This window comes from Streptomyces sp. NPDC046876 (assembly GCF_040645035.1).
GTDB lineage: Bacteria > Actinomycetota > Actinomycetes > Streptomycetales > Streptomycetaceae > Streptomyces.
Map to the genome: position 1 here is coordinate 1 of NZ_JBEYXK010000144.1, position 13,418 is coordinate 13,418.

Genomic DNA, 13,418 nt, shown 5'->3' on the forward strand with positions numbered 1-13,418 from the left:
GGCTCCGCCGGGCACCGGGCTCCGCCCGGACCCTCCCCCGGACTCCGTCCGGGGGGACCCCCCTCAAACGCCGGCGGGGCTGGATGTGCCGACCCCGGCTTCGACAGCGCGAGGCACGGCTGGAGTTGCCGGACCCCGGCTTCGACGGCAGACGGCGCGTGGTGTGTCGGTCCGGCTGCGGGGGTGGCGGGCAGGCGCGGTAGCCGCCACCGGCGGCAGGGGCTACGGGCCGGTCAGGTGGTGGGGGGCAGGGTGGCGTTCGAGGGGGGGCCGGGGGTGGCGCGGGCCACGGATTCGGCGTCGCGGAGGGCTCGGACCGCGTTCGACCAGGTCAGCTTCGCCAGGTCGGCGCGGGACCAGCCGCGGGCCAGCAGCTCCGCGATGAGGTTCGGGTAGCCGGAGACGTCGTCGAGCCCGGCCGGGGTGAAGGCGGTGCCGTCGAAGTCGCCGCCGATGCCGATGTGGTCGACGCCGGCGACCTCCCGCATGTGGTCGAGGTGGTCGGCGACCGTGGCGGCGGTGGCCACCGGCCGGGGCCGGTCGGCCTCGAAGGCCCGGTGCAGGGCCATCGCCTCGGGCGTGGTGTCCAGGTGGTGGAAGCCGTGGGCCCGCAGGTTCTCGTCCGCGGCGAGGGTCCATTCGACCGCGGCCGGGAGGATGAACTTCGGGACGAACGTGGCCATGGCCACGCCGCCGTTGCCCGGGAGCTGCGCGAGGACGTCGTCGGGGATGTTGCGCGGGTGGTCGCAGACCGCCCTGGCCGAGGAGTGGGAGAAGATCACCGGGGCGGAGGAGACGGCCAGGGCGTCCCGCATCGTGGTCGGTGCCACGTGCGAGAGGTCCACCAGCATGCCCAGGCGGTTCATCTCGCGCACGACCTCGCGCCCGAAGTCCGTCAGGCCGCCGTGGCGGGCTTCGTCGGTCGCCGAGTCGGCCCAGTCGATGGTGTCGTTGTGGGTGAGCGTCATGTACCGCACGCCCAGCAGGTGCAGGGCCCGCAGCGTGGCGAGGGAGTTGTTGATGGAGTGGCCGCCCTCGGCGCCCATGAGGGAGGCGATCCGGCCGTCGGCGCGGGCGGCCTCCATGTCGTCGGCCGTCAGGGCCCGTACGAGGTCGGCCGGGTAACGGTCGACCAGCTGGGCGACGGCGTCGATCTGCTCCAGGGTGGCGCTGACCGCCTGGTCGCCCGCGTAGTCGGAGCGGACGTACACCGACCAGAACTGGGCGCCGACACCCCCGGCGCGCAGCCGGGGGATGTCGGTGTGCAGGTGGCCTGACTGGTCGCCGGCGAGGTCGCGCCGGTCGAGGTCGTAGCGGACCTGCTCGCGCAGGGCCCAGGGCAGGTCGTTGTGGCCGTCGACGACCGGGTGCTCGGCGAGCAGGGCCCGGGCCTCGGCGAACCGGTCCGCGGCGCTCATGTCCGCGGCGCTCACGTCCGCGGCACTCACTTGCCGAACCCGAAGGATTCCGCGCCGGCGACCTTGGCCCGCAGCCGCTTGCCCTTCTCGGTGGCCTGTTCGTTGAGCTCCTGCTGGAAGTCGCGCATGCGGCCGAGCAGCTCGGGGTCGTGGGCGGCCAGCATGCGTACGGCCAGCAGCCCGGCGTTGCGCGCTCCGGCCACCGAAACCGTGGCGACGGGAACCCCGGCGGGCATCTGGACGATCGACAGCAGGGAGTCCATGCCGTCGAGGTACTTCAGGGGAACGGGCACGCCGATGACGGGCAGCGGGGTGACGGAGGCGAGCATGCCGGGCAGGTGGGCCGCGCCGCCCGCGCCGGCGATGATCGCCTTCAGGCCGCGGTCGGCGGCCTGCTCTCCGTACGCGACCATCTCGCGCGGCATGCGGTGTGCGGAGACGACGTCGACCTCGTACGGGATCTCGAACTCGTCGAGGGCCTGGGCGGCGGCCTCCATGACGGGCCAGTCCGAGTCGGAGCCCATGACGATGCCGATGACGGGGGTGCTCGGGGTGCTCATGCGGTGATCGTTCCTCTGAGGTAGCCGGCTGCGTGGCGTGCGCGCTCCAGCACATCGTCCAGGTCGTCGCCGTAGGTGTTGACGTGGCCGACCTTGCGGCCGTGTTTCACGTCCTTGCCGTACATGTGGATCTTCACCTGCGGGTCGTGCGCCATGCAGTGCAGGTACGCCGCGTACATGTCGGGGTAGTCCCCGCCGAGCACGTTCGCCATGACGGTCCAGCGGGCCCGGGGGCGCGGGTCGCCCAGGGGGAGGTCCAGGACCGCGCGGACGTGGTTGGCGAACTGGGAGGTGACGGCGCCGTCCTGGGTCCAGTGGCCGCTGTTGTGCGGGCGCATGGCCAGTTCGTTGACGAGGATGCGGCCGTCGGTGGTCTCGAACAGCTCCACGGCCAGGTGGCCGGTCACGCCGAGTTCCTTGGCGATGCGCAGGGCGAGGGACTGGGCCTCGCCGGCGAGCTCCTCGGAGAGGTTCGGGGCGGGCGCGATGACGGTGTCGCAGACGCCGTCGACCTGGATGGACTCCACCACCGGGTAGGCGACGGCCTGGCCGTGCGGGGAGCGGACGATGTTCGCCGCGAGTTCGCGGACGTAGTCGACCTTCTCCTCCGCGAGGACCGGGACGCCCGCCTTGAAGGGGGCCTCCGCGTCCTCGACGGTCCGCACGAACCACACGCCCTTGCCGTCGTAGCCGCCGCGGACGGTCTTGAGGATGACGGGGAAGCCGCCCACCTCGGCGGCGAAGGCCGCCGCGTCCGCCGGATCGGCGACGATCCGGTGGCGGGGGCTGGGCGCGCCGATCTCGTCGAGCCTGGCGCGCATCACCCCCTTGTCCTGCGCGTGCACCAAAGCATCGGGCCCCGGACGGACGGGGATGCCGTCCGATTCCAGGGCCCTGAGGTGTTCGGTGGGTACGTGCTCGTGGTCGAAGGTGATCACGTCGCAGCCGCGTGCGAAGGCGCGCAGCGTCTCCAGGTCGCGATAGTCGCCGATGACGACGTCGCTCACGACCTGGGCCGCCGAGTCCTGCGGGGTGTCACTGAGGATCTTGAACTTGATGCCGAGGGGGATGCCCGCCTCGTGGGTCATGCGGGCGAGCTGACCGCCGCCGACCATGCCGACTACCGGGAACGTCACCCCTCCAGAGTATCCGGCGGTATTCCGCCATCCGGACGTGGCCCTGGCGGCGGCTCGTCGCAACCTCCCTGTGTGCCGTGCGTCGCACGGTGTGTAAAGGAACGGACGGGCCGGGGGCCGACATCTAGCATGGACGGGTCGGCGTAGGGACGCAGATGCGCGGGCGCCCTCCCCGGAGGGCGGCGACGAACAGGGACGAACGGGACTGATCCAGCACATGACCATGCCGCAGCAGGGTTCCGTCCTGGCCGAACGCGTACGCGGCCTGGCGCGCGAGATCGCGAAGTTCGGGGCCGTCGGGGGCTTGGGCGTGCTCGTCAACCTGGGCGTCTTCAACCTCATCCGCCACGTGACGGACCTCCAGGTGGTCCGGGCGAGCGTGATGGCCACCGTGGTGGCGATCGTCACGAACTACATCGGCTTCCGGTACTTCACCTACCGGGACCGGGCCCGCAGCGGCAGCTCGCGGGAGCTGCCGCTGTTCGTGGCGTTCAGCCTGATCGGGCTGGTGATCGAGAACGGCGTGCTGTACGCGGCCACGTACGGGCTGGGCTGGGACGGCCGGCTCGCCACCAACGTGTTCAAGTTCATCGGCATCGGCACGGCGACCGTGTTCCGCTTCTGGTCGTACCGCACGTGGGTCTTCAAGGCCCTGCCGGCCGCTGCGCCGGCACCCGCCCTGGAGCCCGAGCCGGAGCCCGCGGGCAAGTAGCCGCCGGGCGCCGGGCTCAGCGGACGGTCTCCTCCGGTTCCGGGCGCTCCGGCTTGGTCCGGCTCAGGAACAGCGCGAAGACCGGCGGCTGCGCCTGGAGCAGCTCCAGGCGGCCCCCGTCGGCCTCGGCGAGGTCCCGGGCGACGGCCAGGCCGATCCCGGTGGAGTTGCGGCCGCTGATCGCCCGCTCGAAGATCCGGTTGCCGAGGTCCGGCGGTACGCCCGGTCCCTCGTCCGTGACCTCCAGCACCGCCTGGTTGCCGACCACCCGGGTGCGCAGGGCGACGGTGCCGCCGCCGTGCATGAGGGCGTTCTCCACGAGGGTCGCCAGGACCTGCGAGACCGCGCCGGGCGTGCCGAAGGCCCGCATGCCGGTCTTCCCGGAGCGCACGATGGCGCGGCCGGCGCTGCGGTAGGCCGGCCGCCACTCCTCCACCTGCTGTTTGACGACCTCGTCCAGGTCGAAGGGGACCGCGGAGCCGGTCCGCGGGTCCCGCGAGTTCGTCAGGAGCCGCTCGACCACGTCCGTGAGCCGCTCCACCTGGGTCAGGGCGATGCTCGCCTCCTCGCGCACGGTCTCCAGGTCGTCGGTGACGGCGATCTCCTCCAGCCGCATCGACAGGGCCGTGAGGGGGGTGCGCAGCTGGTGCGAGGCGTCGGCGGCCAGGCGCCGCTCGGCCGTGAGCATGCGGGCGATCCGCTCGGCGCTGGAGTCCAGCACGTCCGCGACCCGGTCCAGCTCGGGGACCCCGTAGCGGCGGTGGCGGGGCCGCGGGTCGCCGGAGCCGAGCCGCTCGGCGGTCTCGGCGAGGTCGGTGAGCGGGGAGGCCAGCTTGTTGGCCTGGCGCACGGCGAGCAGGACGGCCGCGACGACGGCGAGCAGCGCCACCGCACCGACCACGGCCAGGGTCCGCCCGACCTCCCGGGTCACCGTGGAGCGGGACTCCTCGACGACCACGAGCTCGCCCTGCTCGCCCTTGGCGGTGCCCCGGATCACGCTGTCGGGGATCTTCTCCCCGACCTCCACGGGCGGCTGCCCGGGGATGGTGATCCGGGCGAACCGGCCGACGTCGAGCTGCTCGGCGAGCGCCTCGGAGTCGACCGGTTTGTGCTCCAGGACGTTGGACTCGACGATGCCGACCAAGCGCAGCGCCTCGGACTCGATGCGGTCCTGGGCGCTGCTGGTGATGGTACGGGTCTCCACGATGACGAGGGAGACGCCGAACACGGCGATGACGACGAGCACCACGGCGAGCGTGGAGTTGATCAGGCGGCGGCGCATGGCGGGAGTTGCTGCTCAGCTCTTCTCGAAGCGGAAGCCGACGCCGCGGACGGTGGCGATGTAGCGCGGGTTGGCGGCGTCGTCGCCCAACTTCTTGCGCAGCCAGGAGATGTGCATGTCGAGCGTCTTGGTGGAGGACCACCAGGTGGTGTCCCACACCTCGCGCATCAGCTGGTCGCGGGTGACGACGCGGCCGGCGTCGCGGACCAGGACCCGCAGCAGGTCGAACTCCTTGGCCGTGAGCTGGAGCTCCTCCTCGCCCATCCAGGCGCGGTGCGACTCGACGTCGATCCGCACGCCGTGGGTGGCGGGGGCCTGGGTGGCCTCGTTGGCGCCGCGCCGCAGCAGGGCGCGGACGCGGGCCAGCAGTTCGGCGAGGCGGAAGGGCTTGGTCACGTAGTCGTCGGCGCCGGCGTCGAGGCCGACCACGGTGTCGACCTCGTCCGCACGGGCGGTGAGCACGAGGATGGGGAAGCCGTGGCCCTCGGCGCGCAGCCGGCGGGCGACCTCGAGGCCGTCCATGCCCGGCAGGCCCAGATCCAGGACGACGAGATCGACGCCGCCCTGCAGTCCCGCGTCCAGGGCGGTCGGGCCGTCCTCCCGGACCTCGACCTCGTACCCTTCCCGGCGCAGTGCGCGGGCCAGTGGTTCCGAGATGGATGCGTCGTCCTCGGCGAGCAGTACACGCGTCATGTGGGTGATGGTAGTCCGCGGCGGCGATGCGCAGGGGCATGCCGGCGCACCCCTGCCTATCTGGTCTTATGCCCGAACGGTGCCTTCGAAAGTGTCGAAACGGTTCCCGGATGGCCTGTGATCCATCTCTCAAGTCCTTTCATATGCTCCACGGTGGTGTCGTATGGTGGCGAGACGCCTGATGCACTACCTCCGAGACCTTTTGGCCGAAATCCGAGCCGAAGGTCTCAATTCTGTCCGGATCGATCTAGGGGTCTTGACGACTCGCCCGATCGACCTCGGTGACAGTGAATGACCTATGGGCCGGGCCCCCGCTCGCGAAGACGCGTGCCGGGGCGTGGATCCCGGTTACGGACCTTCCTTCGTTCGCACGCGTGCGGCGAGACCCCGGGGCGTGGGGTGGGAGCCCGTCGCCGGTGCCGGCCACCCCCCACCGGGCGCTGATCAGCTCACGAAGCGGAGCGTCCCGATCAAGCAAGGAACGACCATGGCTTCCAGCCTGACGAAGGACTCGGCGGCTCAGTCCGCCGAGAAGACCTTCTTCGGCCACCCCCGTGGCCTGGCCACTCTCTTCATGACCGAGATGTGGGAGCGCTTCTCCTACTACGGCATGCGTGCACTTCTCGTGTACTACCTGGTCTCGGGCGGCGCCGACGCCGCGACGGGCAGCCAGGGCGGCGGTCTGGCCATGACCGCGGCCACGACCACGGCCATCTACTCCGTCTACGTCTCCATGGTCTACCTGATGGCCATGCCGGGCGGATGGTTCGGTGACCGCGTCTGGGGCGCCCGCAAGACGGTCACCATCGCCGGTTTCGTGATCATGACTGGTCACCTGTCGCTGGCGCTGCCCGGCAAGGCGATGTTCTTCGTCGGTCTGATCCTGGTCGCGGTGGGCTCCGGTCTGCTGAAGGCCAACATCTCCACGATGGTCGGCCACCTCTACAACGGTCCCGAGGACCCGCGCCGCGACGGTGGCTTCACGCTCTTCTACGTCGGCATCAACCTCGGTGCCTTCGTCGCCCCGCTCGTCGTCGGCACGGTCGGCAAGGAGCACAACTGGCACCTGGGCTTCGCCCTCGCCGCCGTCGGCATGGCCCTGGGTCTGACCCAGTTCCTGATCGGCACCAAGCACCTCAGCCCGAAGAGCAGCCTGGTCCCGAACCCGCTGTCGGCGGAGGAGCGCAAGGCCGTCCTCACCAAGGTGGTCCTCGGTGCCGCGGCCATCGCCGTCTTCTACGGCGCCGTCGTCGCCCTGGGCGCCTACACGCTGAACTGGGCCCTGGTTCCGCTGACGCTGGCGGGCCTGCTCATCCCGATCGCCGTGCTGGTCCGCATCAAGCGCGACAAGGACCTGTCGGGTACCGAGCAGTCGAAGATGACGGCCTACATCTGGTTCTTCATCGCCGCCGCCGTCTTCTGGATGATCTACGACCAGGGTGGCTCCACGCTGTCGCTGTTCGCGGACGACAAGACCGCCGGCACCGTCCTCGGCTTCGACTTCTCGGCCACCTGGTACCAGTCGCTGAACCCGCTGTTCGTGATGGCCCTGGCCCCGGTCTTCGCCTGGCTGTGGGTGTGGCTGTCCCGCAGGAACAAGGAGCCGAACACCATCGTGAAGTTCGCGATGGGCCTGGTCCTGATCGGTGCCTCGTTCTTCGTCTTCATCGTCCCGATGGGCATGGCGACGGGCGACACCAAGGTCTCCCCGATGTGGCTCGTCTCGATCTACATGATCCAGACCATCGGTGAGCTGTGCGTCTCCCCGGTCGGCCTCTCCGTCACGACGAAGATGGCCCCGCAGAAGTACGCCTCCCAGATGATGGGCGTCTGGTTCCTCGCCGTCACCGCCGGTGACTGCGCCACCAGCCTCCTGTCCATCGCCGGTGTCGACCTCAACGGCACCTGGGTGATCGGCTTCCAGGCCGCCGCCGCGGCCCTGGCCGGCTTCGCGGTGTACGCGTACCGCAAGAAGGTGCAGGCCCTCATGGGCGACGTGCACTGACGCACCCCGCTTCGCGACGGCGGCCCGGCACACCTCCTGGTGTGCCGGGCCGCCGTCGTCGTACGGGCATGCGGGCGTACGGGCGTACGGCCTAGCGGACGCCGTTGCCGCCGCGCAGGCGGCGCCAGGGGGTGAAGGTGAAGACCGCGGCGCCGAGGAGGATCACCGTGCCCGCGACGAGGGCGAGGGCCGTCAGGCCGCCCTCGTCCGCGGCGCCCGTCTCGGCGAGGCCGCCTGCGGCGGATCCGGCCGAGCCGCCGGTGGTGGTGGGCGAGCCGGAGCCGCCCGGCTGGGCGGTGGTGTCCAGCTCCAGGGAGACGCCGCTGCTGACCGCCTTGCACGGCACGTTGATCGGTGTGGATCCGGGGGCCATCGTGACGTCGATGGTCAGCTGGTCCGGGCTCAGCGTCACCTTGCCGGTCTTGCCGGGGGTGTAGGTGCCGGTCATGTCGCTCAGGCTGACCGGGGCCTTGTCCGGGATGGGCTCGGCGTTGGCCGGGCCGGTGACCTTGACGGTGCCGCTGTCGGCGCCGCCGAGCTTGATGTTCATCGAGGGTTTGAGGGCACCGGCCGGGAGAGCCATGGGGCTGGCCATGGCGCCCTTGGCGGTCTTGACGGTCAGGTCGTAGGCGCCGCCGTTCTTCTTGGCGTTGATCGTCACCGGGGTCTTGATCCCGTTCGGGACCACCGCCCCGCAGTCGAAGGAGACCTCGACGGGCTTGCCCGGGAAGTCGGTCTGGCCGCCGGTACCGCCGGTGCCTCCGGTGCCTCCCGTGGTCGAGCCGCCGGTGGTGCTGCCACCCCCGGTCGTCGAGCCGCCCGTGGTGGCGCCGCCCGTCGTCGAGCCGCCCGTGGTGCCGCCGCCCTCGGTGACCTTGATCGTCGCGGCCACGCCGGCCGCCTCCTTGGGCGAGCAGTGCGTGACGAACCCGCTGAAGTCCACGTCGTACTTGCCGGGGGTGATCGTCACGTCCCCCGCCTTGGTCAGCTTGACCTTCCCCTTCATGTCGGACATGACCATGGGGGCCTTCTTCGGGATGGGCGGGTTCTTCCGCTCCCCCTCCAGCTTGACCTCCGAGCCGAGCGCGCCGCCGAGCTTCACCCAGCCGGTCGGCTTGACGGTGTCCTTGCCCAGGTCCATCAGGTCGGTGTTGTTCGAGGCGGGTTTGACGGTCTTCCAGACCACCTCCACCTCGTCGCCGACCTTGGCGGTGGCGGGCGCGGTGATCGACACCGTGGTCGTGCCCTGTACGGGGCCGCCGCCGCCCGCCGGCGGAATGCACTCCACCTTGTAGGAGACCTCGGCCGCCCGGGCCGGGCCCGCCACCAGCAGGATGCCCGCGCTGCCGAGCAGCAGCGCGGCCGCGGCCGCACTCACCCTCCGTTGGGTCTTCACACGTGTCCCTTCGTCGTCGGACTGCTCTCAGACGGTGCGGACGCCTGGGGCGATGTGAACCACGGCAGGACCGCCGTGGTGGTCTGCGAGGGCCCGGCCGGGACCTCGTCCTCCTGCGCCGGACCCCGGTGGCGGCCCCGGTCCGGGGCGGCCCGCGGCCGGACCCGGTCGACGACGGCCATGCCGGCCCGGAACAGCCCGGCGGGGACCACCAGCAGGAGCAGGCCCCAGAAGACGAGCACCCCGTACGGGCGGTCCACGCCCCAGGGCTGGGTGGCCACGACCGTGTCGCCGTACTTGAGGGAGACCGTGTAGTCCCCGTGGGCGCCGGCGGTGAGGCCGACGCCGAGCCGGACCTCCGCCTTGCCGCCGGGCGGGATGGTGCCCTTCCACCGGACCTCGTCCCACAGCGGGGCGAACACCCCGTGTGCGGTGCCGAGCTGGAAGACGGGGTCCTTCACCGGGGCGGTGCCGAGATTGCCGACCGTGACGGTGAAGGTGCGGTGGGCCGGGGCGCCGAACCAGGTCAGGATGCCGTCCCCACCGGTCAGGCGGGCCCCGCTGAGCAGGGCCAGGCGCGGCGCACCGGACTCGGCGGGCAGCTCGGCCACCGGATGGTCGGTGATCTTCAACGGGGTGGCGACGGTGGACTGGTCGCCGTTGACGGAGGTGGCGTTCACGATGCAGGGGCAGGGTTTGGGCGGGGCCACCACGGCGAGCCGGCCCGAGAAGTGCCCGTCGTCGCCGACCGAGACGGCGGCGCCGTCGGCGTTGGCGCAGCTGTTGGTGCCGCCGATCATGTTCTGTCCGCAGACCAGCAGCATGACGAGGGTCTTGGGGCGCCAGCCGGTGCCGGTGACGGTGAGCTCGGTGCCCTTCGCGGCCTCCTGCAGCGAGAGGGCCACGGCGGGCTTGCCCTCGTCGGCGGAGGCCGGGGCCGCGGCCGGGGCGGCGCCCGCTGCCGGGCCCAGCGCGAGGGCGCCCAGCACCAGCCCGGCCGCGACGAGGGCCCTGAGCTTGCCGATCACGTGGATGCTCCCGTCAGCTCGTGGTCGGTTGCCCGGTCGTCCGCGGGCGCGGGCGGCGCCGGCGGTACGGGGGCGGCCGGAGCCCCGTCCGGCGGCGGGCCGGGGCGCTGCCGCCGCCTGCGTACGAGCCCCCGCGCGGCCGCGGCGAGCCCGCCGAGGGCGAGCAGGCCGGCGCCGGCGGCGGCCCCGGCCCACCGGGGCAGGAGCCATGCGGAGGCGGTGGCGGTGGCCGGGGCGGCGCCGGGCGCGGTGGCGGTGAGGGTCAGGTCGACGCGGCCGAGGGCGGGGGCGCCCGGCCAGGGCTCGGTCAGCCGGACCCGCTGGCCGGGCAGCAGCTCCACCGGCAGGGGGTGGGCGGCGCGGCCGGGGACCCGGCCGAACGGGCCCTCCGCGCGCAGGGCGAGCCCGGGGGCCAGGGCCACGTTGCCGCGGTTGACCAGGGTGTACGCGATCTCGGTGCGGGCCCCCGTACCGCGTACGGAGACGTCCTCGACGGTCAGCGCGGCCAGCGTCGGGCCGCCGACGCGCAGGTCGACCCGTACGCCCAGCTCGCGGCCGGCCTCGGCGGCGACCACGGCGGCCGGGTGGTCCCCGGGCGCGGCCCCGGGCGGGACGGTGACCGTGAACGGGACGACCGCGCGGCTGCGCGGCGGGACGCGGACGGTGGTGGCGGCGCCGAAGCTGATCCAGGACCCGGCGCCGGTGGAGCCCGCGGCGGGGCGCACGGCGAAGGCCCCGCCGGGCGTGTTGTAGGCGTCGGCGCCGCGGAGGGTGACGGTGCGCTCCCGGTCGGAGGGGTTGGCCAGGGCGAGCCGGTCCTCCAGGACGGTCCCGGCGGGGCCGGCGAGGTAGAAGGAGGGGCGGGCGGCGGCTGCGGCGGCGCCCGCGGCGGGCTCGGCGGTCCAGGCGGGCCCGTCGTCGGCGGCGGCGCGGGGCGCGGCGGCGAGCAGGAGCAGGGCCGGCAGCGCGAGCAGGGCGAGCAGGGCGAGCCGGCGGGCGTCAGCGGTGGGGCGGGCGGGGCGGGGGTGGAGCGCGGGCATGGCCGGGGCTCCGTTCAGGTGCGGGCCTGGCGGCTGCGCCGGGTGAGCCAAAGCACGCCGGCGGCGCCGGTCAGCAGCACGGTGCCGCCGAGGGTGCCGAGCGCGAGGGCGGAGTCGGCGGGGCCGGTCTGCGGGAGGGTGTCGCCGCCCGCGGGGCTCCCGGCGGGGGCGCCGGCGGCGGCGGTGACGTCCAGTTCCAGGGAGGGCTTGGGGTTGTTGCCCGGGGTGCAGGTGGTGGTGGTCCCCATGGCCTTGATGGTGAGGACGCCCGCGGTGAAGGTGACCTTGCCGCTCTTCTTCGGGGTGTAGGTGCCCGACAGGTCGCTGATCTTGATGGGGGTGTTGGCGGGGGCGGCCTCGGCGTTGGGCGGGCCCGAGACGGGGACCGTGGTCTTCTCCGCGCCGTCCACCGCGATGACCGCGCTGGGGTTCATCGCGCCCTTGCCGAGCTCGATGGGGCTGGAGGACACGCCCTTCTGGAAGGACATCGTCAGCTTGTAGCCGTCGCCCTCCTTGACGGACTTGATGTCGATCGGCGAGACAGCCGACTTGTCGCCGATGGGCGTCTTGCAGTCGTAGGCGACGTCGACGACGTCGGCACGGGCCGCGGGGGCGGCGAGCAGCAGCGCCGGTCCGGCCAGCGCAGAGGCCGCCAGCGCGAGTGCGGTGGAGCGTTTCCGGTTGGACACCTTCGTCTTCCCCTCGGGCCACAAGTTACTGACGACACATCAGATCGGTGGCTCAAGGTACGCCCGGGGCCCTGCAAGGGGAAGACAAAGGCGTGCGCGGGATCGGGGGCGGGATCCGGGCCCCCGATCCCCGGGTTCCGCGGCTCAGGCGGCGCGTACGCCCCGCTGCCAGACCGCCGACACCAGCGGGACGCCCGGCCGGTAGGCCAGGTGCACGTGGCTGGGGGCGTCCAGCAGGGCGAGGTCGGCGCGGGCGCCGACGGTCAGCACGCCGATGTCGCTGCGGCGCAGCGCGCGGGCGCCGCCGGCGGTGGCCGACCAGAGGGCCTCGTCGGGCGTCATGCCCATGTCCCGGACCGCGAGGGCGATGCAGAACGGCATGGAACTGGTGTACGAGGAGCCCGGGTTGCAGTCGGTGGACAGCGCGACGGTCGCCCCCGCGTCCAGCAGGCGGCGCGCGTCGGGCCACTGGGCTCGGGTGGAGAACTCGGCGCCCGGCAGGAGCGTGGCGACGGTGGTGCCGGCGGCCTGGGCCAGGGCGTCGACGTCGGCGTCGGTGAGGTGGGTGCAGTGGTCGGCGGAGGCCGCGCCGAGCTCCACGGCGAGCTGCACGCCGGGGCCGTGGGACAGCTGGTTGGCGTGGACGCGCGGGATCAGGCCGGCGGCGGCGCCGGCGGTCAGGATGGCGCGGGCCTGGTCGCCGTCGAAGGCGCCTTTCTCGCAGAAGACGTCCACCCAGCGGGCGTACGGGGCGCAGGCGGTCAGCATCTCGCCGGTGACGAGGTCGACATAGCCGGCCGGGTCCTCGGCGTAGTCCGGGGAGACGATGTGCGCGCCGAGGTAGGTGACCTCCTCGGTGTGCGCGGAGGCGATGCGCAGGGCGCGGGCCTCGTCGGCGACGGTGAGGCCGTAGCCGGACTTGGTCTCGAAGGTGGTGGTGCCCTGGCGGCGGGCCTCGTCGAGGTGGCGGACCAGGTTGGCCTCCAGCTCGGCGTCGGAGGCGGCGCGGGTGGCGGCGACGGTGGTGCGGATGCCGCCGGCGGAGTAGCTGCGGCCGGACATGCGGGCGTTGAACTCGGCGGTGCGGTCGCCGGCGAAGACGAGGTGGGAGTGGGAGTCGACGAAGCCGGGGATCACGGCTCGGCCCTTGGCGTCGAAGACGCCGTCCGCGGCGGGGGCGGTGGCGGCCGGGCCGACCCAGGCGACGGTGTCGTCCTCCAGGACGACGGCGGCGTCCTGGAGCAGGCCGAGGGGGCTGCCGTTGCCCTGGGCGGGGTCGTTGGTGACGAGGCTGCCGATGTTCGTGATGAGGGTGGTGGTCATGGTTCCTCTCGGTGTTCCGTTCCCCACCCCGCCCCTTCCCAAAACCGGGTCCTGCGGCCCCGGGCCCCGCTCGCCTCAATCGCCGGCGGGGCTCAAAGATCGGGGCTCCGCCCCGGACCCCGCGCCTCAAACGCCG

At 72.8% G+C, this 13,418-nt stretch carries 12 protein-coding genes; 2 read left to right on the forward strand and 10 right to left on the reverse strand.

Translation table 11 applies throughout. The features are described from left to right. Window positions 1-233 precede the first annotated feature (233 nt). Genes ABZ924_RS35910 through ABZ924_RS35920 form a run of 3 tightly spaced genes read right to left on the reverse strand, consistent with a single transcriptional unit; the run spans window position 234 to window position 3,114 of the window. Complete coding sequence (locus ABZ924_RS35910; RefSeq protein ID WP_361919506.1) at window positions 234-1,418, reverse strand: dipeptidase; 1,185 nt, start codon at window positions 1,416-1,418, stop codon at window positions 234-236. Between the two features lie 26 nt (window positions 1,419-1,444). Next, window positions 1,445-1,978, reverse strand: coding sequence for a 5-(carboxyamino)imidazole ribonucleotide mutase (purE, locus tag ABZ924_RS35915; RefSeq protein ID WP_361919487.1), 534 nt, complete (start codon window positions 1,976-1,978; stop codon window positions 1,445-1,447). Next, entirely contained in the window at window positions 1,975-3,114 is a 1,140-nt protein-coding gene (locus ABZ924_RS35920) for a 5-(carboxyamino)imidazole ribonucleotide synthase (protein ID WP_361919488.1), read from the reverse strand. Before ABZ924_RS35920 ends, purE begins: the two co-directional genes overlap by 4 nt. Window positions 3,115-3,331: 217 nt before the next feature. Here ABZ924_RS35920 and ABZ924_RS35925 point away from each other — a divergent pair, with 217 nt between their 5' ends. Beyond that, complete coding sequence (locus tag ABZ924_RS35925; protein WP_361919490.1) at window positions 3,332-3,826, forward strand: GtrA family protein; 495 nt, start codon at window positions 3,332-3,334, stop codon at window positions 3,824-3,826. A 16-nt stretch (window positions 3,827-3,842) separates the two neighbouring features. Here ABZ924_RS35925 and ABZ924_RS35930 read toward each other — a convergent pair whose 3' ends face one another. Both ABZ924_RS35930 and ABZ924_RS35935 read right to left on the reverse strand, forming a co-directional pair. Continuing rightward, on the reverse strand, window positions 3,843-5,108 hold the full coding sequence (locus tag ABZ924_RS35930) for an ATP-binding protein (RefSeq protein ID WP_361919492.1): 1,266 nt from the start codon (window positions 5,106-5,108) through the stop codon (window positions 3,843-3,845). A gap of 15 nt (window positions 5,109-5,123) precedes the next feature. Continuing rightward, a complete protein-coding gene (locus ABZ924_RS35935; RefSeq protein ID WP_099891841.1) occupies window positions 5,124-5,801 on the reverse strand; it encodes a response regulator transcription factor in 678 nt (225 codons plus the stop codon). Between the two features lie 487 nt (window positions 5,802-6,288). On the opposite strand from ABZ924_RS35935, the gene ABZ924_RS35940 reads away from it, so the two are divergent. Next, window positions 6,289-7,806, forward strand: a complete 1,518-nt coding sequence (locus tag ABZ924_RS35940) for an oligopeptide:H+ symporter (RefSeq protein ID WP_361919494.1) — start codon at window positions 6,289-6,291, stop codon at window positions 7,804-7,806. Between the two features lie 91 nt (window positions 7,807-7,897). Here the strand turns inward: ABZ924_RS35940 and ABZ924_RS35945 are convergent, their stop codons facing one another. The 5 genes from ABZ924_RS35945 to hutI all read right to left on the reverse strand — a co-directional run bounded on the left by ABZ924_RS35945 (window position 7,898) and on the right by hutI (window position 13,282). Beyond that, window positions 7,898-9,202 (reverse strand): hypothetical protein, encoded by a 1,305-nt coding sequence (locus ABZ924_RS35945; RefSeq protein ID WP_361919496.1) that lies wholly within the window; start codon window positions 9,200-9,202, stop codon window positions 7,898-7,900. Further along, window positions 9,199-10,230 carry a hypothetical protein gene (locus tag ABZ924_RS35950; RefSeq protein WP_361919498.1) on the reverse strand — a complete coding sequence of 344 codons (1,032 nt, stop codon included), beginning with the start codon at window positions 10,228-10,230 and terminating at the stop codon, window positions 9,199-9,201. Before ABZ924_RS35950 ends, ABZ924_RS35945 begins: the two co-directional genes overlap by 4 nt. After that, the gene (locus tag ABZ924_RS35955) at window positions 10,227-11,270 is read right to left on the reverse strand and encodes a hypothetical protein (RefSeq protein WP_361919500.1); all 1,044 of its coding nucleotides are present in this window, start codon (window positions 11,268-11,270) and stop codon (window positions 10,227-10,229) included. Before ABZ924_RS35955 ends, ABZ924_RS35950 begins: the two co-directional genes overlap by 4 nt. A gap of 14 nt (window positions 11,271-11,284) precedes the next feature. Then, the gene (locus ABZ924_RS35960; protein ID WP_361919502.1) at window positions 11,285-11,959 is read right to left on the reverse strand and encodes an LPXTG cell wall anchor domain-containing protein; all 675 of its coding nucleotides are present in this window, start codon (window positions 11,957-11,959) and stop codon (window positions 11,285-11,287) included. A gap of 144 nt (window positions 11,960-12,103) precedes the next feature. Further along, window positions 12,104-13,282 carry an imidazolonepropionase gene (gene hutI / locus ABZ924_RS35965; protein ID WP_361919504.1) on the reverse strand — a complete coding sequence of 393 codons (1,179 nt, stop codon included), beginning with the start codon at window positions 13,280-13,282 and terminating at the stop codon, window positions 12,104-12,106. Window positions 13,283-13,418 lie beyond the last annotated feature (136 nt).